The organism is Paenibacillus harenae DSM 16969 (assembly GCF_000422465.1).
GTDB classification, from domain to species: Bacteria; Bacillota; Bacilli; order Paenibacillales; family Paenibacillaceae; genus Pristimantibacillus; species Pristimantibacillus harenae.
Genome location: NZ_KE383843.1, coordinates 569048 through 594244, shown reverse-complemented (window position 1 = coordinate 594244; position 25197 = coordinate 569048). Strand labels below are relative to the sequence as shown.

At 52.5% G+C, this 25197-nt stretch carries 25 protein-coding genes; 13 read left to right on the top strand and 12 right to left on the bottom strand.

Features of this window, described 5'->3' with window-relative positions:
- Positions 1-221: 221 nt before the first annotated feature.
- Positions 222-983, top strand: a complete 762-nt coding sequence (locus H581_RS0122165) for a metallophosphoesterase (RefSeq protein ID WP_028611921.1) — start codon at positions 222-224, stop codon at positions 981-983.
- 376 nt (positions 984-1359) lie between these two features.
- A complete protein-coding gene (locus H581_RS0122155; RefSeq protein WP_028611919.1) occupies positions 1360-2715 on the top strand; it encodes a dicarboxylate/amino acid:cation symporter in 1356 nt (451 codons plus the stop codon).
- Between the two features lie 64 nt (positions 2716-2779).
- On the opposite strand, the gene H581_RS0122150 is transcribed toward H581_RS0122155, so the two are convergent.
- Both H581_RS0122150 and H581_RS0122145 read right to left on the bottom strand, forming a co-directional pair.
- The gene (locus H581_RS0122150) at positions 2780-3049 is read right to left on the bottom strand and encodes a hypothetical protein (protein WP_036719581.1); all 270 of its coding nucleotides are present in this window, start codon (positions 3047-3049) and stop codon (positions 2780-2782) included.
- A 51-nt stretch (positions 3050-3100) separates the two neighbouring features.
- On the bottom strand, positions 3101-3397 hold the full coding sequence (locus tag H581_RS0122145) for a DUF3055 domain-containing protein (protein WP_028611917.1): 297 nt from the start codon (positions 3395-3397) through the stop codon (positions 3101-3103).
- A gap of 249 nt (positions 3398-3646) precedes the next feature.
- Here H581_RS0122145 and H581_RS0122140 point away from each other — a divergent pair, with 249 nt between their 5' ends.
- Entirely contained in the window at positions 3647-4645 is a 999-nt protein-coding gene (locus tag H581_RS0122140; RefSeq protein WP_028611916.1) for an HRDC domain-containing protein, read from the top strand.
- 63 nt (positions 4646-4708) lie between these two features.
- Here H581_RS0122140 and H581_RS0122135 read toward each other — a convergent pair whose 3' ends face one another.
- A complete protein-coding gene (locus tag H581_RS0122135) occupies positions 4709-5725 on the bottom strand; it encodes a zinc dependent phospholipase C family protein (protein ID WP_028611915.1) in 1017 nt (338 codons plus the stop codon).
- 167 nt (positions 5726-5892) lie between these two features.
- Here H581_RS0122135 and H581_RS0122130 point away from each other — a divergent pair, with 167 nt between their 5' ends.
- The 6 genes from H581_RS0122130 to H581_RS0122105 all read left to right on the top strand — a co-directional run bounded on the left by H581_RS0122130 (position 5893) and on the right by H581_RS0122105 (position 12134).
- Positions 5893-6354, top strand: a complete 462-nt coding sequence (locus H581_RS0122130) for a chemotaxis protein CheX (RefSeq protein ID WP_028611914.1) — start codon at positions 5893-5895, stop codon at positions 6352-6354.
- 76 nt (positions 6355-6430) lie between these two features.
- Complete coding sequence (locus H581_RS0122125) at positions 6431-7204, top strand: SDR family NAD(P)-dependent oxidoreductase (protein ID WP_028611913.1); 774 nt, start codon at positions 6431-6433, stop codon at positions 7202-7204.
- A gap of 26 nt (positions 7205-7230) precedes the next feature.
- Entirely contained in the window at positions 7231-8682 is a 1452-nt protein-coding gene (locus H581_RS0122120; RefSeq protein ID WP_028611912.1) for a DEAD/DEAH box helicase, read from the top strand.
- A 108-nt stretch (positions 8683-8790) separates the two neighbouring features.
- On the top strand, positions 8791-10002 hold the full coding sequence (locus tag H581_RS0122115; RefSeq protein WP_028611911.1) for an S-layer homology domain-containing protein: 1212 nt from the start codon (positions 8791-8793) through the stop codon (positions 10000-10002).
- Between the two features lie 135 nt (positions 10003-10137).
- On the top strand, positions 10138-10887 hold the full coding sequence (locus tag H581_RS0122110) for an ABC transporter ATP-binding protein (RefSeq protein ID WP_028611910.1): 750 nt from the start codon (positions 10138-10140) through the stop codon (positions 10885-10887).
- Positions 10887-12134 (top strand): ABC transporter permease, encoded by a 1248-nt coding sequence (locus H581_RS0122105; protein ID WP_028611909.1) that lies wholly within the window; start codon positions 10887-10889, stop codon positions 12132-12134. Before H581_RS0122110 ends, H581_RS0122105 begins: the two co-directional genes overlap by 1 nt.
- A gap of 89 nt (positions 12135-12223) precedes the next feature.
- On the opposite strand, the gene H581_RS0122100 is transcribed toward H581_RS0122105, so the two are convergent.
- Complete coding sequence (locus tag H581_RS0122100) at positions 12224-13522, bottom strand: aminotransferase class I/II-fold pyridoxal phosphate-dependent enzyme (RefSeq protein WP_028611908.1); 1299 nt, start codon at positions 13520-13522, stop codon at positions 12224-12226.
- 186 nt (positions 13523-13708) lie between these two features.
- On the opposite strand from H581_RS0122100, the gene H581_RS0122095 reads away from it, so the two are divergent.
- Complete coding sequence (locus H581_RS0122095; protein ID WP_028611907.1) at positions 13709-14494, top strand: helix-turn-helix domain-containing protein; 786 nt, start codon at positions 13709-13711, stop codon at positions 14492-14494.
- A gap of 229 nt (positions 14495-14723) precedes the next feature.
- Here the strand turns inward: H581_RS0122095 and asd are convergent, their stop codons facing one another.
- On the bottom strand, positions 14724-15506 hold the full coding sequence (asd, locus tag H581_RS0122090; RefSeq protein WP_028611906.1) for an archaetidylserine decarboxylase: 783 nt from the start codon (positions 15504-15506) through the stop codon (positions 14724-14726).
- A 247-nt stretch (positions 15507-15753) separates the two neighbouring features.
- Between asd and H581_RS0122080 the strand changes: the two genes are divergently transcribed.
- On the top strand, positions 15754-16443 hold the full coding sequence (locus H581_RS0122080; protein WP_028611905.1) for an HAD family hydrolase: 690 nt from the start codon (positions 15754-15756) through the stop codon (positions 16441-16443).
- 127 nt (positions 16444-16570) lie between these two features.
- Here the strand turns inward: H581_RS0122080 and H581_RS35015 are convergent, their stop codons facing one another.
- From H581_RS35015 to H581_RS0122050, 6 genes are read right to left on the bottom strand one after another with little or no spacing between them, the layout of a single operon-like run.
- Positions 16571-17860, bottom strand: coding sequence for a YheC/YheD family endospore coat-associated protein (locus H581_RS35015; protein WP_084134719.1), 1290 nt, complete (start codon positions 17858-17860; stop codon positions 16571-16573).
- Positions 17817-18314 (bottom strand): GNAT family N-acetyltransferase, encoded by a 498-nt coding sequence (locus H581_RS36645; RefSeq protein WP_051251206.1) that lies wholly within the window; start codon positions 18312-18314, stop codon positions 17817-17819. Before H581_RS36645 ends, H581_RS35015 begins: the two co-directional genes overlap by 44 nt.
- A 1-nt stretch (position 18315) precedes the next feature.
- Positions 18316-19470 carry a YheC/YheD family endospore coat-associated protein gene (locus H581_RS0122065; RefSeq protein WP_028611904.1) on the bottom strand — a complete coding sequence of 385 codons (1155 nt, stop codon included), beginning with the start codon at positions 19468-19470 and terminating at the stop codon, positions 18316-18318.
- Positions 19470-20849 (bottom strand): YheC/YheD family endospore coat-associated protein, encoded by a 1380-nt coding sequence (locus H581_RS0122060; RefSeq protein WP_028611903.1) that lies wholly within the window; start codon positions 20847-20849, stop codon positions 19470-19472. The genes H581_RS0122065 and H581_RS0122060 overlap by 1 nt, the downstream gene beginning before the upstream one ends.
- Positions 20846-22078 carry a YheC/YheD family endospore coat-associated protein gene (locus H581_RS35005; protein WP_051251202.1) on the bottom strand — a complete coding sequence of 411 codons (1233 nt, stop codon included), beginning with the start codon at positions 22076-22078 and terminating at the stop codon, positions 20846-20848. The genes H581_RS0122060 and H581_RS35005 overlap by 4 nt, the downstream gene beginning before the upstream one ends.
- 11 nt (positions 22079-22089) lie before the next feature.
- Positions 22090-23460, bottom strand: a complete 1371-nt coding sequence (locus H581_RS0122050) for a YheC/YheD family endospore coat-associated protein (RefSeq protein WP_028611902.1) — start codon at positions 23458-23460, stop codon at positions 22090-22092.
- A gap of 265 nt (positions 23461-23725) precedes the next feature.
- Here H581_RS0122050 and H581_RS0122045 point away from each other — a divergent pair, with 265 nt between their 5' ends.
- Positions 23726-24007 (top strand): hypothetical protein, encoded by a 282-nt coding sequence (locus H581_RS0122045; protein WP_051251200.1) that lies wholly within the window; start codon positions 23726-23728, stop codon positions 24005-24007.
- 68 nt (positions 24008-24075) lie between these two features.
- Here H581_RS0122045 and H581_RS0122040 read toward each other — a convergent pair whose 3' ends face one another.
- Complete coding sequence (locus tag H581_RS0122040) at positions 24076-24432, bottom strand: helix-turn-helix domain-containing protein (protein WP_028611900.1); 357 nt, start codon at positions 24430-24432, stop codon at positions 24076-24078.
- A gap of 231 nt (positions 24433-24663) precedes the next feature.
- Here H581_RS0122040 and H581_RS0122035 point away from each other — a divergent pair, with 231 nt between their 5' ends.
- Positions 24664-25137 carry a hypothetical protein gene (locus H581_RS0122035; protein WP_028611899.1) on the top strand — a complete coding sequence of 158 codons (474 nt, stop codon included), beginning with the start codon at positions 24664-24666 and terminating at the stop codon, positions 25135-25137.
- Positions 25138-25197: the final 60 nt, after the last annotated feature.

Here is a 25197-nt window from a genome sequence, read left to right as displayed (position 1 = left end):
ATAAAAGAATGCTTCGACAGCACCGTGCACATTATAGGTAAAAAGGGCTGACTAAGCATATTAAAGTACATTATTTCAAGGGATTTGTTCTTTATTAAGAACTTGATCTTAGGTTACCATCTACGTGGAATCATTGTCAACAGATTAGTTGTGAAAGACTTTCCTATTGACTATACTAATTCAAAGAGTACCTATCGATCCGGATGGAAGGGGGAAGAAGAATGTTTTTTTTATACATAGCGGCCGCTGTTGTTCTCGTATATATCCTGTTTATTCTTCCGACCCAATGGCTGAAGACGGAGCGGGTTTGTTATCCGATCGGCATTCAAAAACGAATCTTGCAAATCAGCGATCTTCATACCGACCGGCTGCGCGTCAGCGCGATGCGGATCGGGGAGGCGATTGAGGACGCGAAGCCGGACTACATTTTTCTTACGGGAGATTTCACTTACCGTGCAAATTATTTACCGCGCACAAACTATTATTTCAAAGTGATTGCCGGATATGGAATACCCGTATATGCGGTACTCGGAAATCATGACTATGATTTACCCAAATTAAGCCAGCTGCTTGGATTATTTAAAGCGAACGGCATCCGGGTCCTGCGTAACGAATCCCTCTCGCTGCCCGATTTCGAATTAGTCGGCATCGATGATTTCGGCACCGGCCACAGCAAAGTGAATCGTGCGTTCAAAGGCGCAGGCTATAAGAAGCCGGTCGTTGTTATGACGCATGATCCCAATGTGATTCCTGGTATCACGCAATCCTATGATTATTTAATGGCCGGCCATCTGCACGGCAAGCAGCTGAATGTGCCGTTCTTTTTTGTGTTTAAGCCGAAAGGACCGCTGCCTGCCAAGGGGATTTACAAAGGGCTGCATCAGGGCGAGAACGGCCCTTTCTACATTTCCAAGGGCATAGGCCAGGCGGGCTTTAATGCGCGGTTTATGGTTAGAAGCGAGATTACGATACACGATTTATAAGGAAGCTTATATAGAAGGAAGCGGCCGGGAACGTCCAGCCGCTTTTTTTTGTGCAAATATAAGACTTTATAATTTATAAGTTTAGCACATATAAATGGGCTTATATTTCACTGCGGTACCGTTTTTAGTTGAGTTTGCTTCATGAGTTGCTTCAGAAAATACGGAGTTATCGGTATCGTCCTTAGATAAGGACGCCGATAGGCGATTCTGCTTGGTATATTCCAGCGATTGCCGAGTAAAGATAATATTGACAACCTGGAAGCAGCGATGATATATTATTCCAACAAAGATGAGTAATTTCATCGGAATTATAGTATTTATTGTGATTTTACTCTCTTCCATACATTCAGCTTCATAGGGAAAGGGTGCGCGCATGATGGAAAACAATTTATTATCGGCGATCGAATCGAATTGGATCAGCCTGCTTGTTTCTGCGGTATTGCTTGGAGGGCTTTATTACATGGCCAAGAAACGCGTCGGCTTCGGAACGAGGGTCCTTGTCGCGCTGGGACTCGGCCTCGCCGCCGGTATTATTTTTAATACCTTCAAGCTGGATACGGAGGGCGTCGGGACAATCGGATCCATCTACATTAATCTGATTCGGATGATTGTTATACCGCTCGTCTTCGTGCTTGTTATCAACAGCATTATCTCGATTACGAACATCGAGTTCCTCCGTAAGATCAGCGTGAAGACAATAGGCTGGTTTCTTGCTACGACAGGGGTTGCCGCAATAATCGGGCTTCTCGTCGCGTCGTTGATTAATCCGGGCGCAGGATTCGAGCTGACGAAGCCGGAGAATTTCGAGGTTCGCGAAGTGCCTAGCTTCTTCCAGGTTATTTTGAATCAAGTGCCTGCAAATCCGTTCATGGATGCTGCGGAAGGCAGAGTCGTCCCGATTCTTATTTTTGCCTTATTTATCGCAATAGCCATCGTGAAGATCGGAGCGAAAAAGCCGGATGCCGTTCAGCCGGTCAAAGCGTTCGTGCAATCCGCGACGGAAATTATGCATCAGGTCGTTAAATTTGTCCTGCGATTCACGCCTTACGGCGTATACGCGCTGATTGCGGTCATGGCCGCCCGCTACGGTTGGGAGACGCTTGAGCCGTTAGGGATGCTGATCGTAGTAAGCTATATCGCGCTCATTCTGCATTTTGTCTTCGTGTTCGGCGGATTGGTCTCCTTCGTGGCAAAGGTGAGCCCGCTCAGATTTTTCAGAAAGGCTTACCCGACTGTTGCGGTGGCCTTTACGACGCGCAGCAGCTTCGCTACCTTGCCGATTAACCTTGAAGTGATTACGAAACGGCTTCGCGTATCTCCGAAAATCGCCAGTTTCGTTGCGCCGCTCGGAGCTACGATGAACTTTAACGGCTGCGGAGGAGTATGGCCCGCCGTCGTCTCTGTATTCGTCTCCCAGGTATACGGCATCGCTCTGTCGGCTACCGATTACGTGCTGATCGTACTCGTCAGCGTCATCTCTTCGATCGGCGTGGCAGGCGTGCCGGGACCGGCATCGATATCGACAACGGTCGTTCTGACCGCAATCGGTTTGCCGCTTGAAGGTATCGCGCTCGTCGTAGCCGTAGAATCGCTAATTGATATGGGCCGGACCGCGGTCAATGCAACCGGCACGACGGTAACGGCGCTCCTGGTCGCGAATTCCGAAGGAGAATTCGACCGCGAATCGTTCAACCGCGGCGAAGAGGATGAGCTAGAATTGAATCCGGTTTAATACGGGAATTAAAAAGCCCTTGGTCAGATACGCGGCAACGCGTACGGCCAAGGGCTTTATAGGTTTATGGTTCGTCGTGGACTTCGGGGTAAATCGCGTCATAATCATCTTCACCGGGATACTCGAGTGACAGACCGGCTTGATTCTCGTAATCGAAGCGATCCGGCGACCGCTGTTCGATTCGCCAAGGCTTGCTCGTTCCAAGCGATTCTACCTGAAGACCGGAACCGTATCGGCCCACCGGAAATTCCTCAGGAATGAGGTCGTTGCGCTGTGACTCCACTGTCGATACATCCGTACGATGCCGGCGATCCTCATGAATAAAACGATCCATCAGCAAACTCCTCCTGAAATGGTAGTTTATTACCATTTCAGTGTTCCCCGATTAATCGGTAAAATGCACCGTTCCCACTACAAAATACAAAAACTGCGTAAGCTCGGCCGCTTCTTCCTCCGTCAGCTTATACGTATATTCAAGATAGCCCTCTTCCTCCAAATCGTCGGGTCCGATAATCGCCGTCTTGCCGGATTGCAGATCCGTTACAAGCTTCTTCCCGTAGAAGCGGTTCGTGGTCGTTACGGCAAGATCGAACCGTTTCAAGCTGGGGCCGATAAAGGTTACAAATCGGGTTGACGTCTGTTCTGTCGTATCGGACATAAAATCATAATCAGGCAACAGCATGCTATATAGCCTCCACTTCATGAATTACTATCATTATACAACAAGCGGCCAACAAAATGCTTGTCATCCCTAAATCATTGTGATAGCATAAGAGCAATCGAATCATTGAACGAATGAGGAAGCACCTCTTCTGCCGCGGCGGAAGAGGTGCTTTTTTTTTGTTGTTCGGCATCTTGGCAATAAGCGGGATAACGGCCCTGACGTTCAATACATTCGTGACAAATTCAATTAACGGAGGATTGAAGAGACATGCAAATCGTTTTTTTGAACACATTCGAGAAACCGGAAGAGGGAAATCGGCTCTCGAGCGCGCAGTTGTCCATATGCGAGCGTCAGGGGCAATGGGCCGTACTTTGGATGGAAAGTGAGGAAGGGGCGGAAAGCCCGCAAACCTGGTTTGAAGGAACCTCATGGGAAGAGATGCTGACGGCTTTCCGTCACGGGGTTGCGAAGGTCATGGGAGAAGGCTACGCTCCGATTATTGACGGTATGCTTGATGACCGGCGCACGGGTACGGGAAACTTCCAATCGATGCTGCAATGCTACGGCGAGCTGCATGCCAATTCCGAGCTGTTCCAGTTACTCCGGGAATGGCGCCGTCACAAAGCCGTATCCGAGAAGCGCTCCGCTTACTTAATAGCGACGAACCGGATGTTGTGGATGATTAGCGCATTCGTGCCTCAGACTGCGGAAGAGCTTGTTCAAATACCGGGCTGGGGCACCGCAAAGCACGCTTCATACGGGCAAGAACTGCTGGAAATTACGGCGGGAGCCGGGCGGACAACGGGTTTTCCTCTGCAATGGGTAGAGGAGAAGCTTGATCCGGCTGCGTATACGGGCTGGCTGTTCAAGCAGAAGGAGACCAGATATAAAGCGCAGATGGACCGGCAGCAGGCGAAAAGACGGATTTTATCGGCCGTGCAGCAGGGGGGGACGCTGGAGCTTCTGGAATCCGAGCTGACCTTGTCGCGCCGCGAGCTGCTGGACCGGATTGAACAATTGGAGCAGGAGGGCTATGATTTTGAGTCGCTCATAGCGAAGGAGCTGACCGAGGTGCCTGAGGATGAACAGCAGCTGGTATGGGACGCACTGTCGCTTGTCGGCGACAAATATTTAAAGCCGGTGCTGCAGCAGGTCTATGGCTCAACGGATTCTTCTGAGCTGGGCAAGCCGGTTGACATGCTGTATGAGCGGCTTCGTTTGATTAGGCTGCGCTTCCGCAGAAGCCAATCGAGTAAAGCTGGGTAATCGGATGCACAGCCAGCCCATTAGGAGAGCTGGCTGCGCGTCAATGGCGGAGGCTGCTTCTATTTAGAAGGAAGGAGCCTCCGTAATGCCGGGTTGATCAGGCCAAATGGTATCGGCATATCGAATTTTCGCGCCGGAGTCGCAATCCAAGCCGGTTTCATAGGAACGGTTGCCGATTCGTTCAACCGCTTCGTCGCGAAGCTGTCTGGCTAACGTCCGGTCTTCCTTGGTCGGCTGCGCATTCTCATAAGCCCGGAGCCATACGAGAATGGAACCGACGACCTCTAACGCATCATCCAATGCGCGATCCCATAGCGTCCATGCGCTCTCACGGCGAGTTATGCCCGGGTCGACCGGATCGATCCAAGGCAGCCCGGATACGTTTAGAATATCGTAGGCAATGAAGCCGCGTTTAAAAACAAATGGTTCGATCTGTCCGAAGGTCAGCTTCCGCCGCAGGCCGGTCGGATCGTGGAACAGACGCAGCGCGGCCGTAAAGTCCCGGTTGGCCTGGTTCCAGTCCCCCCGGGCAATAAGCGGCCCAAGGTCTGTATAATAGGTATATGTAATGGATTCGAAAGCATCTATTATCGGCTCGGGGAAGGCGCCTTTCGTATCGACGAGCTTCCAAACCGCGGTATTCCACGTTTCAATGCCCCACAGCTCCCGTGCAATTAACGTATCCATCATAATTTCAAATCGCTGATGATCCCATTTGCGAAATCCGGATCTACTGAATACATAGGGATGCATATGCCGGTCCAGGACGTGATGCAGGGCGAAGCCCAGCGCATATAGAACGGAAGGGTCGGGCCGGGCCGGGTAAGCGCGGCGTCCGCTGATACTATCGAGCAGCTCGACCAGCGCATGGCCGCAATGCCTATTGTGCATCTCAGTACCCAATCGGTTAAGCGCCGCGCTTTGTTGCCATGGAAAAAAACGGTGATAAAATAAAAAGTCAGGCCCCTGGCAGCCCATATTAAACATATTCTTCTGCTCATCGCTTTGAAGAAGCGAAGCTTCCCCAAGCCTCTCAAGCACAAGCTGCCCGAATATGAAATGAGCCCAGACGTTAGGCATAGAAAAAGCCTCCTCTAATCCCGCATAATTCTACATATTTCTTGGTGTAAATAGTGCCAGGGAATGATATCCTTTATTTATAGTATACTTGTCCTAGTGAATTAAGTATAATAGAATTTAAATAAGGCAAAGCGCGAATTTTGTCGAAAAGGAGCGTATCCTCTTTTATGAAGGCAGAATACATCAACCCGTTTCTTGAATCCGCCAAAATCGTAATCGAACAGGTTGTTCAGATACGACCTGCGACAGGGGAACTTGGTCTTAAGGACATTAAATTTGCAGAGAATTACATATGGATTCAAATTGGGCTTAATGGACAAATGAACGGTGATATTGTATTCGGACTCAGTGAACAGGTTGCTATGAAGATGGTCTCGGCTATGATGGGCGGATACGTCATTTCTGAAATCGATGAAATCGTTAAAAGCGCGATCTCCGAGCTTGGCAATATGATTAGCGGGAATGCCAGCACCATGCTGTTTAATCAGGGAGTCCGAGTGGATATAACGCCTCCGAAGTTCATTCAATCCGCTCAATCGGCAGGCTTTAAGGCGCAAAAGGCACTGACGATTCCCCTTATTATGGAAGGCATCGGCGAGCTTGACATCCAGGTTTTAATCGCATCTTAGCACAGAATGGGCTCCTTCGGGAGCTTTTTTTGCGTCTGCATCGGCGATCAAGTAAACTGAAATTGGGTGATGCTGGATGTTACAGGGTAAGGTTATATTTATTTCCGGCGCTTCAAGCGGAATAGGGGCGCTGGCCGCGGCAAGATTGGCGGAGCGGGGGGCGATCCCCATCCTGACAGGTCGTAATATAAAGAAGCTTCATGAAATCGCGAATGCGATGAAAGGAAGCTGCTCGGTTTATCAGATGGACGTGACCGATAACGGGCAGGTGCAGCAAACCGTGCAGGCCGTAATCGCCAAGTATGGGAAAATCGATATTTTGCTTAATAATGCGGGCTACGGCAAATTCGAGTATTTTATGGAAATGTCTGTGGAAAGCTTTGAACAGATGATGGATACGAATTACATGGGTGTCGTGCGATGCGCGAAAGCCGTCGTCCCCCACATGCTGAAGCAGGGGAACGGGCATATTGTCAATATTGCATCGATGGCCGGAAAGATCGGATCGTCGAAGTCGACGGCTTATACGGCTACGAAGCATGCCGTCCTCGGATTCACGAATTCCCTTCGCATGGAGCTGAGGGGGAGCGGCATTCGAGTATCGGCCGTTAACCCGGGTCCGATCGATACGCCTTTTTTCTCGCTGGCAGATCCTTCGGGCACCTATGTCAAAAATGTAAGCTGGTTCATGATGAAGCCGGAATACGTCGTGAAGTCGATCATCCGGGTGATGGAGAAGGGGAAAGACGAGCTCGACCTGCCGAAGTCGGCTTCGATAGGCATTAAGCTGTACCATCTATTACCGCGCACAGCCGACCGGCTGTTCGGCGGTTGGTTAAATCGAAAATAACGGTTGGATTAAGAGAGGATTACAAAATGAGTAAGTATACATGGAATGAAATTGGCATTAATGAATTGCTTTCGAATAAGCTCGAAGCGAACGGGATCATGGAGCCTACGGAAGTGCAGGCGGAGACTATACCGATACTGCTCGGCGGCAGCGATGTCTCAGCGCGTTCGCAGACCGGGACGGGGAAGACGCTGGCCTATTTGCTGCCGCTTCTGCAGAGGCTGAATGCCCATTCAAATGCAGTGCAGGGCGTGGTTCTGGCTCCTACGCAGGAGCTGGCGATGCAAATCGTACGCGTTGCGGAGGCATACGGGGAGCCGCTTAACATTCGTGTACAGCAGCTAATCGGAGGGGCGGCGTTGAAACGCCAGGTTGAGAAGCTGAAGCTGCGGCCCCAGCTCGTCATCGGCACGCCGGGACGGATTCATGAGCTTCTGAAGCTGCGCAAGCTTAAATTAAGCGAAGTAACAAGCGTCGTTATCGATGAGGCGGATCAAGTGTTCCAGCTCGGCTCGACGAAAGAGGTGGAAGCGATTCTGTTCGCGATGGGACGCGAGAGACAGATCGCCTTCTTCTCCGCAACTTATCCGGAGCAGATGGCCCGGTTCGAGGGCCGTTGGATGAAGGATCCGACCCGTATTCAAATTACGCCTGAGCACCGCGTGTCGGAGACGGTCGAGAACTTCTATCTGGTGAGCGATAAGCGGGACAAGACAGATACGGCTCGGCGGCTTATCCGGTTGTTAAATCCGAAATCCGCTTTGCTGTTCTTAAACGACACGGACAATATTGCAAATTGGGAATCCAAGCTCAGCTATGAAGGCTTTACCGTCGAGACCCTTTACGGCGATGCCGACAAGCAGCGGCGCGCAGCTACGCTGGCGCGCTTCCGCGAAGGGCGCTGCCAGCTGCTATTGGCGACGGACGTTGCCGCGCGGGGGCTGGATATCGAAGGCCTGCCGCTTGTCGTTCAGCTCGATCCGGCCGCGGATGCAGATCATTACGTGCATAGGGCGGGCCGAACCGGCAGAATGGGGCGGCCGGGAACGGTCGTGTCGATTGTGACGCCGCAGGAGCTGTTCATTATGGAGAAATTCCGCAAGCAGCTGGGCATCGATCTCGCAGAACGGACAATGTTCAGAGGCAAGCTGCTGACCGGGGAGGAGCTTCGCGAGGCGACGCGTCCATTCGCGCTGCGTCATGAAGCGAAGCAGGGCGGACGGGATAGCAATGCCGTTGCCGTGCCGAAGCGTCCGATCGAAGGAAATAAGCCGGAGCACGCTGCCGGCGGTGAAGCGAGTAAAGAACGGACAAGCTCCGCTCCGCAAACGCCGCAGCCGAAAGCTAAACTAGCGCAGCCTAAAGCTAAACCAGCGCAGCCTAAAGCAGCCGTTAAGGCGGAACGGAAGCGCGAAGGCAAAAATAAAGGCGCGCCAAAATGGTTGAAGGCCAAGCGCGAAACAGAAAAAGAACAATAACATATTTTTTTGAAGCCACCCTCTTAAATCGAACAACCACTCCCGAAACCTATGGGCGAAGGTAAAATGCGGAAATTTCCGCAATCGACAAAAGGGAGAGTGGCTTTCTTGACGAAACAAACGATATGGAAAAAGTCGGCAATATCCTCACTGGCACTTCTTATGCTGGCAGGCGGCGCTACCTCGGCATTTGCGGATGGAGGCAAGGGAAAAGGCGATCACGACGACGATAAAAGGGATCGTGACGATGATAAATATGAAGTAACCTGGAAATTCGAAGACGAGAAGGAGCTGAAGTGGGCGCTGGAATACATCATGCGTCTATCCTCGAAGGGCGTATTCACCGGATATACGGACGGCACGTTTAAACCGAACCAGAAGATCAGCCGGATCGAGACGCTTGTAGCTGCCGTCAGATTAATGGGGCTGCGCGCGCAAGCCGAATCCTCTGCGGAAATGAGTACGGATCTCCAATTCAAGGACGGAGACAAAATCGAACGCAAATATCCTTGGGCAGTCGGCTATGTATCGGTAGCGCTTGAGAACGATCTGTTCGCCGAGACCGAGACGGAAGTGAAGCCGGAGGAGAACGCGACGAGGCTTTGGTCGACGATACTGTTGATTAAAGCGCTTAAGCTGGAAGATGAAGCGAAGGCGCTGAACAACACGAAGCTGGACTTCAAGGACGCGAAAGAAATTCCGGCAGGCTCGGTCGGCTATGTCGCGCTCGCGCTTCAGAAAGGCATCATTACCGGTTATGAGGACAAGAATGGCAAAACGTTCCGCCCTAACCAGCCGGTAACCCGCGCAGAGCTTGCAGCCCTTCTGGACCGTACCGATACGGAAATGCCGGATCACGATGCGCAAGCGATTGCCGGCAAGCTGAAAGCTTCTGCGGCAGCTGGCCAAATCACGGTCGTGAAGGCGGACAATTCCGAGGTAGTGCTAAATTTGGACGCGAATGTTTTTATTTACCGCGACGATAAGAAAGCAGCCGTAAGCGAGCTGAAAGCCGGCGATGAAGTGCTTGTCCGCACTTATCAAAATAGAGTCGTATTTATTGAAGTAACGAAGACTGCGCCGGTTGTGACAGCTCTCGATAAGACGGGAACCATTAACTCGCTGGCTTATGACGCGAACGACTCTGAGAAGATCACGATGATCTCGATCCAGTGGATTGAAAACGGAACAGTCGTCGGATCCTCATATAACGTTGACGCTAATGTATCGTATAACGGCAACAAAGACCTTCTGAGGATAGGTCAGTTCGTACAGCTGAAAGGCGAGAACCTAACGGTAAAAGAGATCCGCTTTTTATAATGCTGGAATATAAATGATATAGAGGTAAGAGAGAAGCATCGCCGTTATCGGTGGTGCTTTTTTTTGATATTCCCCGCATAATTCGTTATGCTGATAAAAAGCACATGTTAAATAAGCGATAGTGAAGGTGAATGGATGGATCCGATTTTACGCGTAAACGACTTAACAGGAGGCTACAGCCCAAAGAGGCCCGTGCTGCACCAACTTACTTTTGACGTCAAGGCGGGCGAGATGGTCGGATTGATCGGCTTGAACGGCGCTGGCAAGAGCACGACGATCAAGCACATCCTCGGACTGATGAAGCCTCGGACGGGAGAGGTAAAGGTTGACGGCGTTACGCTGGAAGCCGAAACCGAACGGTACCGGGGGGCTTTTGCCTATGTGCCGGAATCGCCGGTTCTGTTCGATGAACTGACGGTGGAGGAGCATTTGCGCCTTACCGGTATGGCTTACAAGGTATCGAATAATGAGGACGGAGCGCGGGAAGAGGAGCTTCTGCAGCAGTTTCAGATGATGCCGAAAAGAAAGGCGTTTGCCTCGCATTTATCCAAAGGAATGAAGCAGAAGGTCATGATCATGAATGCGCTGCTCGCCGACCCGCCGTTATATATCATCGACGAGCCGTTTCTCGGGCTTGATCCGCTTGGCATCCGCTCTTTGCTGGAGCGGCTTGTCGAGGTGAAGCGGAAGGGCGCCGCCATCTTAATGAGCTCGCACATTTTGTCAACGGTGGAAGCGTATTGCGATCGCTTCATCGTTATGCATCACGGGAAAATCGTTGCGCAGGGCACGCTCGATGAGGTGAGGCAGGCAGCCGGAATGAACATGCGCAGCGGAACGCTGGAGGATGCATTCTACAGGCTTGTAACGGGAGGAAAGGCCTGATGGGTGCCGGGCAAAAGCTTGAAGCTCTTTGGAGCCGCCGGGCTCGGGCTTTTCGCGAAGAGACGATGCCTTATTTCCGCTATATGGCGCAAAGCGGCTTCACGGCCTTTATGTCGCTTCTATTGATTTCATCAGCGATAGGTTACGTAACGTTAATCCGGAATTTGCCGGCCGATTTCCCGATTGCCGCGACAGGCGTTCTGGCCTTGACGCTTGTCCTTTGTTGGAGTCCGCTCCGGACGTGGCTCGAGCCGGCGGATATCGTATTTATGATGCCCCGGGAGGCGGAGATGAACGGCTACCTCGGGCGATCGATCCGTTATTCGGCGCTCGTCAGCTCGCTGCCTGCCGTTCTTGTGCTCCTGTTGTACCTGCCGATTTATAATCAAGGTCCGGCGCTGAACGGAGGCTGGCTGCTGGCGGGAGCGGCGGCCGGTCTGAAAGCAGGCAATAGGTGGGGGGCATGGCGGGAGAGGCAGATGTCGTGGCCGGGAATGAGAAGAGGGATGCGGCTGCTGCGCTGGGGGCTGACTGCGCTTGTCCTTGCTGCATGGTTAACCTGCGAGCTGTGGCAAGCGGCAGCTTTCTCGCTCCTGATCGTTTTGTTATACGCATTTATTCATCGTCTGCCCAGCCGGCACCGATTTCCTTGGGAGAGGCTGGTTGAAGAGGAAGCGAGAACGCGAAGGCGGTATTATGTTTTTTTTGGCTGGTTCATCGATGTGCCGACCCGTTCTTCCAGCATCGCGAAGCGCTCTTATCTGGCTTGGCTGCTGCGCGCTGTGCCGAATTCGAATCGGAATACCTATGTCTATTTATATGCGGCGTCTCTTCTAAGAACCGAAATCGGCGGTATCGTCATTCGCTTGCTGGCGATCGGAAGCCTCGTTACTTATTGGATTGCCGATGCAGGATCGTTGGACGGATGGGCTGCATTCATCGTGTACGGCTTGTTTATGGCGGTACTGTCCGTTCAAATAGGCGGCCTGCGGCATATTCACCGGTATACGGTTTGGCAGCATGTCTATCCGATGCCTGACAAGCAGCGCGTCGCGCAATATGTGAAGGTTGACCGCATCGCTATTGTCGTATGCGCCTTGCTGCTGTGGTTGTTTGCCGCCGTGCCGCTGGCGTTGGAATCGGTCTATATCCCTTCGCTGGTCTCCGCGGGAGGGGCGGTTACTTTCCTGCTCACCCGTCCTGCGCGACTGCGTAGAAGACTGCGGGTTGAAGCGGAGGAAGAATAAGGGCCTGCCCCCGGACAATCAAAATACCCCTGAACGATTTGGCCGCTTCTCAAGCGGTCTGTCATCCAGGGGTATTCTTCGTGCATTAGTTACTTCGCATGCAGCTCGTTCACGGCCGTAAAAATCGTATCGAACAGCTCCTCCAGATGCTCTTCCTCAATGCAAGAGAAGGCAACGCGCAGGTCGGTCTCGCCCAGCGCAATCGTTCCGATGCCGTATTGGTTCAGAAGATGAACGCGTACGGCTTCAGCCGGGACGTCGTTCATCTTGAGGCACATGAAGTAGCCGGAGTTAAACGGATAGTAGCTCCATACGTCGCCGTAACGGCCGCTGTCGAGCAAGGACTTGACGCAATTCGCGCGTCCTTTCATAATTTCGTATTTTTCGGCTTTCTGCGCTTCAAAATCCGGAGACGTCAATGCCCGCAGCACGAAGGTTTGCGAAGGATGCGGCCCGCTCGAAATCGTTGCGCGGATAATGCCCAGCGTCTTCTGCTCCAGCGCGGCCAGCGTTGCGGCCGAACCGGAAGCATAGGTAATGAAGCCTACGCGGAAGCCCCATACGTATTCTTCCTTGGTTGCGCCGTCCACCTTCACGGCGAGCACGCGAGGATGCAGGTCCGAGAGCTTGGCGAACAATGATTCATGCATGGAATCTTCGAAGAACAGGCCAAAGTAAGCATCATCGGTTACAACTACGACGTTAATGCCGGCTTCGGCCGCATCGCGGATCGCTGCAACGATTTCATCGCCTTCCCGGGGTCCCGGCGTATAGCCTGTCGGATTGTTCGGGAAGTTCAATACGACGATTGCTTTGCCTTTATCCTTCTGCGCAAGCAGCGCTTCGCGCAGGCCGGCGCTGTTGAATCTGCTCTGATCGTTATAGAGCGGGTATTCCACGATCTCGGCGCCGCGGCGGACGCCGAAGGTCAGCTCGTAATTTTCCCAGTTTTTATTCGGAATGACAACGGCATCTCCGGCATCGGCGAACAGATCGGCTACGATACTAAGGCCGTGCGTTAACGCATTGGTCACGATAGGATTGCCGAAGCCCTTCCCTTCCAGCGACGGGTTATCCTTGAACATCTTGGCGCGCCATGCGCTGCGGAGCTCCGGCTTGCCGCCGGGAGGCGCATATTCATATATGTCTTTCGGATTGTAAGCGGATAACGTCTCTTGAATGACCTTAAGGTGCATCGGCTGTCCGCCTTCAGTCGCGATTCCGATCGTGGCGTTAAACTTCGTCGCTTTCGATTTTGCCTCGGCGGATTGACTAAGGATGCCTTCCTTCGGGAAATAAATCGCTTTGCCTAAGGTTGACAACATGGCGTAGACGTTCGGGTTTTCCGTTTGCAGCGTCTCGTTTAACTGCTGAGCAAGTGGGTTCATGGACTTCATTTCATCCTTCCGAAATCATTCATTAGTAAAGAGTAATTGTCGGGTGCTATTATAACATTTTTTATATGCCGCTAACCATTTTCCATGCAAATTTTTTCGTAATTTTCGGGCGGCTTGCGCAAAAGTTTACTGCTGTTGTATGATGACGGCATAGAATGATACGGGAGGAAAAGCCCTATGCTGCACATTTCGCCCGCGTCGCTCACCCTGACGCCTTATTTCGCCAAGATCGTGTGCGAGCCGGGCTGGAGGTGGGCAAGACGCGAGAAGCCGATACCCAACTATGATTTATTCTATGTATGGAGCGGTGAAGGGGAAGTAGAGGTAAACGGAGAGCATTACAACGTTGGACCGGGCAGCTGCTTCTTGTTTCGCCCCGGCGATTACACGAGCGCCACGCATAACCCGCAGCGCCCGCTGGTGCTGTCCTACATACACTTTGCCGTAGACGAAACGATCGATGAAGTGCCCAACCGGTACAGACAGTTGAACGATACCGTTGATTTTGAATATATGCTGTCCCGTTATGTCCGGCTGTTTCTTGTGCAGACATACGCGGCGGAGGAAGAAGCGCAGCTTGTTCTGAAACAGCTCTTGATTCACCTGCTGCGGGAGGACAATCAGCTTCCCGTCGAGAAGAAGGCGAGCAACCAGTTGACGGAAGCCATTCATGAGGTAGCCAACTTCGTCAGGCAAAATCCGAGCATCGCGCACCGGGTGGAGGATTTGGCCATGAGGGCTCAGCTGTCTCCGCGCTACTTCTCGATGAAATTCAAGGAGCTGATCGGCATGTCGGTGCAGACCTATATGATCCGCACCCGTATTGAACGGGCGCAGCATCTGCTCATGCACGCGGGGATGAACGTGACGGAGGTGGCGGATGCGCTCGGCTATCGGGATATCTTCTTCTTCAGCCGCCAATTTAAGCAGTATACGGGACGCAGCCCATCGGAAATCAGGTAGCAGAACGAACAACCCGGCCTCTTCGTTTGGAAGCGGCCGGGTTATTTGTGTCAATTCCAGGAATTTATAAATGAGTATTTCACTTATAAACTTTTAGAATTCTCTGCGATACCGTTTTTAGGATGAGCTTGCTTCATGAGCTGCTTCAGAAACATCCATGACGATACCGTCACCACATAAAACGCCTTGCGTCCTCTGAGAAGGACGCAAGGCAGGCGTTTCTGCTTGTTTAATGCTGGAAGCCGAGCAATTCGCCCATTCGCACTTTCACCCCGGGCATGATGTCTCCGCGGGGCGTGAAGGTCCCGTCTTCCATCAGAAGCACGACCGTAGAGCCAAATTCGAAATAGGCGAGCTCGTCGCCTTTCGCCATTTCATTCTGAAGCGGCTGTACGTATTGGATGCTGCTTACGTTCATCGCTCCGACTTTGACGACGGCCGTCTCGCCGTGTTCATTCTGCATGTATGTAATAAGCCGTTCGTTCCGGCTCAGCACTCTTCTCATATGGCGAAGCCCAAAGTCGTTCACGGGATATACCTTGCCCGCAATATGTTCGCGTTCAACAATACGGCCGGCTACCGGCGTATGGATCCGATGATAATCGGTCGGACTTAAATAAAGGACCAAGTAAAAGCCGTTCATGTAATTCGCCGTCCTGGGCGAACGGCCCAGAAGCTCGTCGATCGTATAATCTTGCCCCTTCACGTTCAATATCGTTCCGCCGCTTATCCATCCAGCGCCTGTGACGAGCGCATCGACGGGACTTACAAGCGAATCGGCCCCTTCATCGACCAAACGGAGTCCGGGCTTAAGCCGTCTCGTGAAAAATTCGTTCAGCGTCTTATAGTCGTGTAGCGGTTTCTCCGCTTCCTCGGCCTTAATGCCGTATGCTGCGGCGAATCGGGTAATAAAACGACGGCTGGCGGCCGATTGCGCGAATTTTCCGGTTATTCTGGAAATCCATTTGCGCGAGCTTAATTCAGTCATGGAGCGAAGCAGCCATTTGGTCATAAGTAAACCGTCACGTCCTTTCCTGCATGGGCAATTCGTCCTTCGCCCACCAAACAGTGTGACATATCCTGCAGCATTTATCAATAAGCGGACACGAGCAGAAACGCCTGCTTTTCGTCCTTGTCAGCGGACGCAAACCGTTTTCTCCGTATTTTCCGAAGCAGCTCATGAAGCAAGCTCACTCTCCTCTTGCGGTTCTTTCCTTACTTCCGTTATGATAAGGCATAGTTGAAAGGGGGATTTTGACGTGAGTAATGATAGGAGCAAGCTAACGCTTCCGAAGCCGGAGGCTGTCATATTCGATATGGACGGAACGTTGTTTGAAACGGATAAACTGCTTGTGCCCGTTCATCGCCGCGTATTTGAAACGCTGCGGGAGGAGCGTTTATACGTACGGGAAACGCCGCCTGTCGACAGGCTGCTGAGCTGCCTGGGCATGCTGCTTGAAGATATTTGGAAGATGGTGATGCCGGACAGCACGCTTGAGGCCAGGAGACGCGCGGATGAGCTGCTGCTGCAGTATGAGTTGGAAGGCCTGGCTGCAGGTGAAGGGGAGCTGTACCCCTATGTGGAGCAGACGCTTCGCTTGTTGAAGGACAAAGGCGTCAGACTGTTCGTAGCGAGCAATGGGCTGGAGGACTATGTAAAGGGCGTCGCGCAGTATAAAGAAATTGCCGGATTGTTCGACGGCTTGTACAGCGCGGGAGAGTACGGTACGGCAAGCAAGGTGGATTTGGTTGCGCGATTGCTTCAGGATCATGGCTTGCAGAGCGCATGGATGGTCGGAGACCGGTCATCAGACGTTGAAGCGGGCCGGGAGAATGGTATCCGTACGATCGGGTGCGCTTACGCAAGCTACGGGCGAGAGTCGGAGCTGGATGGCGCGGATGCGCATATTTCCGATTTTCGGCAGCTGCTCGATTTGCTGGGCCAGTAACGGGTTGAAGGGTCACTTAGTCAAAAAAAAATAGGGCTGTCGCCACAGGCAATCGCCTTGCGGGACAGTCCTTTCTTTTTCACCCTGTGCACATGGGCTCGGGCAGTTCAATATGCAGAAGCCCCGATTACAAACTATTTTCAGGTTCCTCAGTCAAATCCAAATCCAAATCCAAATCCAAATCCAAATCCAAATCCAAATCCAAATCCAAATCCGGATACAATCCCGGTTCGAAATCCAGTTCGAAACCCGTTTCCGGGCTCGTATCAGACTTGAATCCGAATCTAGCCTCCGAAATAGAAGCGTGCTTTCCTTTCATTCGCCGCTTCTGATTGTACAGCCATAGCGCATATTCCAGCGGTCTTACGATCGCTTTGCGGTAGACTTCTTTCTCCCCGGCCTGCACGAATACTTCTCTGGCGGGCTTCGGATTAACCTCCAGCAGCCAAATGCCGCCTTTTCGGTCGATCGCCAAATCAAGCGCGAGCTCGCACAGCCTGCCGTAGCTTCTCTCCAGGTAAGCCGCAACGCCGACGCCGAACTTCTCCGCTTCGTCCTTCACCTGATTGATCTTCGACTCATCCCGAATCCAATCTTTCAGCAGCGCGTTCATCGTAGCGGCGTGTCCTCCGCCGTGCAGGTTGGACGTTACGCTGCCGGGGGCGCCGATCCGGCCAGCGCAGCCGGTAACTTCCCAAGCGCCGTCGCCGTTCTTCTGCACAAGCATACGGTAATCGTGAACGCGTCCGTTATTCAACTTGATTTGAATGCCCTGCTGGGCGATATACCGGCTGCTCCTCAAATTCCACGATTGGAGGAAGCCGCCGAGCGCGGAGAGCGTAATCTGCCTCGGTTTAATGATTCTCCGCGACTGGTCGCGCCCTTGAATATGAAGCGTGCCGTCATTTTGCTTCTCGATGCGCAGAATGCCCCGGCCGCCCGTCCCGTTGATCGGTTTCAAATAAATGAGCGAGAATTTGCGGAGCATGCCGAGCACATCCTGCGTATTCTCCACGTACCGGGTGGTAGGCAGATAACCTCTAAAGCGCGAGTCCTTCGACAACGTGCGGTGGACCGTCCATTTGTTGCGGAGCGTGCGGTTCAGGAAGGTGAGGTGGCCGTAGCGGGATCGGAACCGCTTCAACTGCTGGAAGCGGTAAGAACGTTGAATGCGGCAGCGGTCATAGATCATATTCGGGAATGAGGTCCACCTGCGGGACCAGGTTTTGGAATCCGGGTTATAAAATAAGGCATGTATTTGGTTTTGTTTATAATTGACGTCCTTAGGCGTGAATACGAAAACGTGAAGTCCCAGCTTTCGGCCGGCGGAAGTCATTTTCTGATAAATGGATCTCTCCTCTAGCATGCCGGCTTCATTGAGATACAAAGTCAGAATGCCTAGGACGGGCATTGTCATGAACGGTTCCCCTTTCAAAACGGAGCGTCGGTTTGCCGGTAGGTCCTTTGTGCATGGAGACGGCAGTCATTCCGAGCCGGAAGCACAGCGACATACTTGCGATATTATCTGTGGCTACGTTGCAGCACAGCCGGCCAAGGCGCTGAATCATCGCTTGAACGATAGCGCTGCCGACGCCAAGTCCTCTTGCTTCAGGATGCACGACGACCATACAGCCGCTTTCTCCGCCGTCCGAGGCAAAACCAAAGCCGGCGAGGCGGCCGCCAAGCGTCGCTACGGAGACGACCGCGCCGTATGCTCCTTGCCGATCGGCTTCCAGCCGTAAGCCATCCAGCTTGCGTAGCGCATGAATCGTTGAGACCGCAAGCCGCTTATCTCCGAATCGGATCGCAAAGCCAATAAGTCTCTTTTGTTCCGACGACCATTTGTCCGGCGTAAGCAGCTCCAGGTTCACGTCATGCACCCCCCGCTTTTTCTGATTTTTTTTTGGCCAAGTAAGCCCCATACTGGAAAATACGTTCTAACGATTTCTGCCGAATATGGGGCTCATCGAACTTCATCGGCTTCGAATTCGCTTCAAAGAACCACATGTTCCCCGCGCTGTCGATGCCGATATCCATCGACATTTCGCCGAGCAGCTGCCCGGATGCCCGCTCGATCTGCTTCGCAATAAGCAGCGCTGTGTTTTTTGCTTTTATGAGTAGCTTACGCGCCTGCGCCTCATTAAATGAATGGGCCAGCAGCTTCTCCGGATCTTCGATCATACCTCCGCGGGGGACATGGGTCGTAATGCTCATCGCTCCTGCGATACGCGCCCCGATCCCGGTGATATCCCATTGTCCGCGCTGATTTTTTTGCGCGAGCGCCCTCAGGTCGAATCTGCGGTCCTGGAAGGAAGCCAGTTTAATGCCTTGCTGGGCAATATAGGCTTCGCCCCCGCTCTGCTTATGGATACGGCTCCACAGCTTATCGATCGAAGCGCAGTTGTAGGTGGCGCTTTTTTTGTTTTCTTGTATTTTCAAACGGTAAGGCAGCTGCTTCTCGGCCTGTACCTTGATCGTCATGATTCCTTTGCCGGCTTTGCCGCTCTCCGGCTTGAGATACAGATAGGGATGCTTGCGCATCATGCGGCTGAGTCCGGTGACCGAAACCAGCTTGCGGGTCGTAGGGATGAACGGTTTGGTCGATTTCGACAGCCGGAGCCATTCGAATAAGTCCCATTTATTAAAGAAGTATGGATTGAACAGCTTGACGCGGGGATGCTTCTTGCAAGCGGCGATTTTGTTCTTGACGGCTGGAAGCACCTCGTCCTCGCGCTGCGGAATCCGATTGTAGATAATGTCGGGAAAAGGGAGAAGACGCTGCTGCCAGCTGTCTGTCTTCTCGTTGAACACGAATCCCAATAAGCTGCTCTTGGTGAGCAGCAGATTTTTGACCGTCAAGACATAGACGATGAACCCCATCGATTGACCGGTCCGAATCAGATCGAGGAAGTTGCTCCGGTTACCCCGGAAAAGCTGAATATCATCTTCGATGGTTAAGATCGCGAGGACCTGCTTGCCTTCGCGCTGCTCTCGAAAGTCCGACTCCTCCGGCTGTAAATTTTCCATTAGCCATTACCTCCCTGGCCTTGAAAACGGCTGAGGTACATGCAATGTTCAAGGATATACGAGATCGATGCGCGGCCCTCCGCACGGAGCGCGGGATGCTTGTAGATCGATCGTCCCGGCTTGGCGTTGGCTTCGAACATCCATATCTCGCCGTCCTTATCTATCCCAATATCGAGTCCAAGTTCCCCGAGCCGATGCGGATAATTCCGTTCGATCGATTCCGAGAGCTTGATCGAGGCCTTCTTCGCCTTCTCCAGCACGGTATCGGCTTGGCTGCCGAATGTCTTGCCGAGCGCCTGTTCCGGCGTCATCAGCGAGCCGCCGTTCTTCACATGCGTGGTTACGCTGCCGCGTCCGGCCTTCTTCGCGCAGATTCCGGCAGGAACCCATTCGTTCTTGCCGTTCTTGTGCATATGAAAGCGGAAATCGATCGGGCAGCTGTCAATTTCGATCAGGCGGATGCCCTGCTGCACGACATAACGGTTTAAATGGCTCCCGTGCCTGGCCTGCAGCATCCGCATCAGGCTTTGGAAATTAGTGAATCGAAGCAGGACATTCTGGCTGCCCTTGCGGTAGCGGGCGAAATACCCGCGCTTCGGATGGTAGGTCAAGCGATAGATGCCGATGCCGAGGCTTCCCGCCGTTGGTTTGAAGTAGAGAAACTGGTGATTTTCCAACATTTCCTTCATTTTGTCCGCGGTCGGTCCGGATATCGATTCCGGCAGATGCTCCAGCGCTTCGGGATCATTGTCAAGCAGCTTATAGACGTCGGCCTTATTGAAGAAGCTCCAATTGAAAAAAGGAATCTTCCTCCTTACGAATCGCTCGCGCAGCGAGTTGATCGTCGCCGACGTTTCCGCCTTGCGGCTGGTCAGACGATTATAGACGACGTCAGGGAGCGGAACGATTTTGCGGTACCAGCCGCCTTGGGCGGAAAGGAAGTAGCCGTTAATCGTTTGCTGATGCCAGTTGATATCGCCTGGCGTAAAGCCGAACAGATAGGCTTTATGCTCGCCGTTCCGGATGATTTCTTTAATAAAACCGGTTTTGGCGCCGAACGGGTTGCTTACCGAACGACCTGAATGGTCGCTTAAAATGCCGACGAGCGGTCCGAGCTGAACCTCGTTATCGCCGCTGTTTAACACGTATACGTTGCCGGTCTTGGGCACCCGGATGGATTGTCGAACGCCGGCGGATAAATACAAGTGATTGCCCTGCCGCTTCAACTGCTTGATCTCTGCGGTTATAACCTCGTTTCCCAGCTTGAGATGAACCGATTTCTTGCCGGACAGCTTCAGTTGCTTCAATAGCGGGCTGGACAAATAGACGATCTTATTCGATTGCTGTGAGAAATGTACGTTACAAGTTGTCAAACTCATCGATGAACCTCCTGAACGTTGAAAGGCCGTATTGGGTTGGTGATTTTCACATCAGATTGACGGCCGTTTACAGATTCATTGGCTGCAAAGGACGGGTAAAGGCGGTTGGACAGAAAGCGCGCATACAGGAGCGGCCTCTCGATCGAGAGCATCTCGGCTTTCTTGTCGCTTATGCTTCGGAAGGCAGACCTGCCCGGCTTCGAGTTCGCTTCCAGCAGCCAGAGACGGCCGTCCGGCTCGATGCCGTAATCGAGCCCAAGTTCGGCAAACCTGCCGAAACGGCTTTCAAGCCGTTCAGCTGTTTGCTTGCTTATTGTATGGATTTGTTCGATTAAACGTTCGGATTCGATCTTCCCGAATTTCGCGGCAAGTAGCGAGTCGGCCCGGCCGGCTCCGCCTCCGCCGTGCAGGTTCGAAGTGAGGGAGCCCGCTTGGCCGCAGCGGACGGCGGTGCCGGACGACGCCCATCGCCCAGTTCCGTCCTTCTGCATAAGCACCCTGACGTCAAACGGTTTGCCGTCTTCGCCGCTTAGCTCGAGATAGGGCTGGATGAAATAGCTATGGCGGGTTATGCGGCTTTCGATCCATCCGGCGAATGTGCGGTCATCGGCAAACGTGCGGGAGAAGTGACGATTTCGCCCCGTTCTCCCCCTTACCAGCAGCGACAGATTATGAGGGCATCGCTTGATATGCATCAGTCCTCTGCCTTGCATGCCGGCAGATGGCTTCAGAACGATTCCTCGCTTATGCCGGGGGAGCAGCTTCAGCAGCTGTTCGGCCGATTCGCAGCTCTCCGATTCAGGCAAATGCTCCTTCAGCATTGGATCATCCTTGAGCGAAGCGTATACCGCAAGCTTCGCGGGCAGGCTTCCGTTTAATAATACATGTGGCTTCCTCGCCGACATCGAATCCAGCATGCGCAGGCAGCTTATGCGCTGGGCCGTTTCCGTATAGAAACAGCGGTCGTAGACGATATCGGGCAAGGGCGCCGCTTGCCTGCTCCACCCGTTGTGCTGATAGCGATAGGCATGCAGCGTCCCGGACTCCGCATGGTAGCCGTCCGCCGCAAAAACGTATACGTCGATGCCAAGCGGACCCGCGGCCAGGCTGAGCGCGCGGCAGAAGCGCGGCTCAGGCAGTGCCGAAGCCTCCACTTTCAGTCCATGATCGCTGCCAGGCGGACGGATCGCGGCAACGACAATGCCGAGGATGATCGTTCGAATTTGCATAAGCGCCTCCGTTAAAAGCCCGATAAAAATCGGGAATATTGAATCATCATGCGGACGGACGGACGAATTTTTTTCTCGCTCAGCGTGGTGTTGTCATTCTTTGAAGGCTTGGAGTTAACCTCAAGCAGCCATACGCGGCCGCTTGTATCGAGCGCCAAATCGATCCCCAGCTCGCCGAAATGGGCAGGAATTTGCGTATCCACTCCCCGCGCGATGTTAAGCGCGGCCTGCTGCAGGCGCTGACTTGCTTCCAGCCGGCTGATTCCGGCCTGCAGATTCGATTTGGCTACGGCATCGCCGACCGAGCTGAGCGTGCCCCCTCGCGCCAGATTGGACACGAAATGATCGTTGCCGGCCGTTCTAGCCACAATGGAGGTAATGGTCCATTTGCCTGCAGCGTTCTTCTGCACAAGTGCGCGAAAATCAACCGGTCTCTTCTGGATTTCAATCAGCTGCAAGCCTTGTTGGATCTGATAACGGACGGTTTTCATTTTTGCGGAAATCGTCGAGAAGAGTTTAGCCATAGTCGAATATTGCACTCTTCGCGTACCGGCTGCCGTCGCATAAAGAGCCTGGTAGCCGCCGGAATCGTTGCGGGTGATCCGGATAATCCCTTTGCCTAAGCTGCCTCTGCCGGGCTTGAGGAAAACGTTGCTATACCGTGAGCACATCGACTTCAGCATCGAATAATTGCGGAGCAAATGCGACTCGGGCAAATAACGAACGAGCGAATCATCCTTCTTCAAGGCTTCGAAAACCTCGGTTTTATCCAGAAACTTTTCGTTAAAAACGGTTGTCTGATGATAAAGTTTTACTTCCTTCATGAAATGCTGCACGCTGGGTCTGTTCTCTAGCTTCCTCGACGTTAAACGGTTGTTGATGACGTCGGGTGCGGGCATCGCCGCCTGCTTCCACCCGTCCGAATAGATCCAGCCGTCAACGGTATGGTTACTTGTGCCGATCTGATTCGGAGTGAAAAAATAAACGTAAGCGCCTTGCGCCGTACAGGCATCGACGAGCTCTCTGCAAAACATGGTGATGGAGCCGAAGGGTCTATCCGGCATATGCGGATAATCGCGGCTGACAAGAACGCCGATCAGCGGTCCTAATGCAAGTGTGCCGGAACCCGGTTTGTACTGCATACGAACATGCGCGCCATGCGATAGTCCCAGCTGTTCAGCCAAGCCCTGGCTCATTCTCATGCCGTCGAATCTGGCGGCGGGAATGATCTTCACATGCTGCCGGAAAGCGCCGAATTTTAATAGAATGTGCTGGCCCTGCGGAATCTTCCACTGCTTAACATGCGTTTCACCAAGCATGAGCGTATCTTCCGGGATCATGCCGGAGCCGATCACCTGTACGGCTACTTTCGATTTGAGCATCATAAATCTCCTTCCGAGCAGGAGGATGACGATAAGAGATAAGCGGCCATAGGTGTTTTAAACGAATTACCTCATCATATGAGGACATCTATTCCTTTGTGAATCGGAAGCGGACATCGGGCTTGTGCTGTTTTCGCCGGCTTTTCCATAAGCGGATGCCGGCCCTCATCAGCCTAGCAGCATATCTCGTAAGTTTCGTTCATAGGATGGTAGTGCGGACAAGTAGGTATAAGCCGCTTACGATCAGACGGAGGAGTTGATGGCTATGTTTTCCGGTAAAGGTCGCCATGTCTTGTATTTGCTTCTTGCGGCCGCGATGCTCGTATATGCGCTGCCTCGTCTTGAACTCGGCGCGCCGTGGAATTGGACGGGGGTATTCGGGCTGGCATGGATCCTGTTTGCGGTTATCGTTATAACCGCACATGTTAACGCGCTGCTTATGAGCGACGAGAAACGCAGGGGGCTGGCCCGGATCAAGCGGGCAAAGGCGCAGCTCTGGGAGCGCAAGCTGGAGCAGAAGGCGATGGCCAAAAGAGCGCGCGGTTAAGCGGGGCAGCCGCGGCAACTTCAAAAACAAGAAGATCCGTCGGCGTTTCATCCGGCGGATCTTCTTGTTTACTCTAATTCCTTGAATTGAACGAGCTGCTTTACGAATTTATAGACGGCTTCCTGTTCTTTCAAAGATAAGCCGTTCAATTGATGAGCGATCTTGTTGGCGTAGTCTTCCTCGCCGCCTTGGTCAAGCGTGTCCTGCTGACCGGTAATCACATTTACGATTTGCTCGATCGGGGTCTGAAGCGCAAACGCGATTTTGCTAAGCACGTCAATCGTCGGGTTTTTTTCTCCCCGCTCAACCTGTCCCATATAGGATGCGTTTATTTCGGCGCGCAAGGCCAGCTGTTCCTGGCTTAAGCCTCTTTTCTTGCGCAGCTGACGAATGTTTTCTCCTATCAACCCTGCAATCCCACTCATTTTGTCACCTCAAAACTAACGATAGAGCTTTAGATGAAACGCAACAACATTCTATAGAGTATATTCACTTCAATGACTATAGTCATTGACTTATTGGTGGGTTCTTTACTATAATTGTGTAAAAAAGTATCATTCTATTATTATGATTGCCTATTAAGGGTCGAATTACCAATTAATCAGTGAAGGCAGGCTATCTTATGGCACGAGCATGGCAGCTGGAAGGGGGTCACCGTGGTAGACGAATTTGAATTTTTCAGAAAAGTCCGCGCTTATTATTGCAATGTTCCTTTCCTTGTACAATTTACCTATCGTTTGTCTCATCGGGTCGATAGAGCGGCGACGGCGAAAGGCTCCTTCAGCTGCCGCGTTAATCCGCATACGCAGATCGTGGAATATGTCCTTGACTTGAAATCAGATCCGATTTCCAGGCCTTACAGCGAACAGAGCTCATTCCTTTTTTCCAGCGTTTACGAGGAAATTCCGCCCCAAAGCATTGAAATTGACAATTATCTTATTCAATCTCTCCGGTACCCGGTTCCGATTTCATACGACTGGCAGACGTTTATTATGACGGGGGCCGAGAATGCCATTAATACGCAGTCGATTCATCAGCTGTTCAAGAAGCGGAGGCTGACGGGCGTACGGGGGCAAGAGGTAGACGGCATGCTCAAGACGGGGAAGGTGCTGCTGAACTGGCAGCTGTAACGGCGCCTGTCTGCGCCGGCGGCATGACTTGTTCTCCGCTTTCTCCTATAATAGGGGAAA

Bases quoted from the DNA above. Each gene is read 5' to 3' on its own strand.
- H581_RS0122165 (WP_028611921.1), top strand. From the start codon at position 222: ATGTTTTTTTTATACATAGCGGCCGCTGTTGTTCTCGTATATATCCTG.
- H581_RS0122155 (WP_028611919.1), top strand. From the start codon at position 1,360: ATGGAAAACAATTTATTATCGGCGATCGAATCGAATTGGATCAGCCTG.
- H581_RS0122150 (WP_036719581.1), bottom strand. From the start codon at position 3,049: ATGGATCGTTTTATTCATGAGGATCGCCGGCATCGTACGGATGTATCG.
- H581_RS0122145 (WP_028611917.1), bottom strand. From the start codon at position 3,397: ATGCTGTTGCCTGATTATGATTTTATGTCCGATACGACAGAACAGACG.
- H581_RS0122140 (WP_028611916.1), top strand. From the start codon at position 3,647: ATGCAAATCGTTTTTTTGAACACATTCGAGAAACCGGAAGAGGGAAAT.
- H581_RS0122135 (WP_028611915.1), bottom strand. From the start codon at position 5,725: ATGCCTAACGTCTGGGCTCATTTCATATTCGGGCAGCTTGTGCTTGAG.
- H581_RS0122130 (WP_028611914.1), top strand. From the start codon at position 5,893: ATGAAGGCAGAATACATCAACCCGTTTCTTGAATCCGCCAAAATCGTA.
- H581_RS0122125 (WP_028611913.1), top strand. From the start codon at position 6,431: ATGTTACAGGGTAAGGTTATATTTATTTCCGGCGCTTCAAGCGGAATA.
- H581_RS0122120 (WP_028611912.1), top strand. From the start codon at position 7,231: ATGAGTAAGTATACATGGAATGAAATTGGCATTAATGAATTGCTTTCG.
- H581_RS0122110 (WP_028611910.1), top strand. From the start codon at position 10,138: ATGGATCCGATTTTACGCGTAAACGACTTAACAGGAGGCTACAGCCCA.
- H581_RS0122105 (WP_028611909.1), top strand. From the start codon at position 10,887: ATGGGTGCCGGGCAAAAGCTTGAAGCTCTTTGGAGCCGCCGGGCTCGG.
- H581_RS0122100 (WP_028611908.1), bottom strand. From the start codon at position 13,522: ATGAACCCACTTGCTCAGCAGTTAAACGAGACGCTGCAAACGGAAAAC.
- H581_RS0122095 (WP_028611907.1), top strand. From the start codon at position 13,709: ATGCTGCACATTTCGCCCGCGTCGCTCACCCTGACGCCTTATTTCGCC.
- asd (WP_028611906.1), bottom strand. From the start codon at position 15,506: ATGACCAAATGGCTGCTTCGCTCCATGACTGAATTAAGCTCGCGCAAA.
- H581_RS35015 (WP_084134719.1), bottom strand. From the start codon at position 17,860: ATGACAATGCCCGTCCTAGGCATTCTGACTTTGTATCTCAATGAAGCC.
- H581_RS0122065 (WP_028611904.1), bottom strand. From the start codon at position 19,470: ATGGAAAATTTACAGCCGGAGGAGTCGGACTTTCGAGAGCAGCGCGAA.
- H581_RS0122060 (WP_028611903.1), bottom strand. From the start codon at position 20,849: ATGAGTTTGACAACTTGTAACGTACATTTCTCACAGCAATCGAATAAG.
- H581_RS35005 (WP_051251202.1), bottom strand. From the start codon at position 22,078: ATGCAAATTCGAACGATCATCCTCGGCATTGTCGTTGCCGCGATCCGT.
- H581_RS0122050 (WP_028611902.1), bottom strand. From the start codon at position 23,460: ATGCTCAAATCGAAAGTAGCCGTACAGGTGATCGGCTCCGGCATGATC.
- H581_RS0122045 (WP_051251200.1), top strand. From the start codon at position 23,726: ATGTTTTCCGGTAAAGGTCGCCATGTCTTGTATTTGCTTCTTGCGGCC.
- H581_RS0122040 (WP_028611900.1), bottom strand. From the start codon at position 24,432: ATGAGTGGGATTGCAGGGTTGATAGGAGAAAACATTCGTCAGCTGCGC.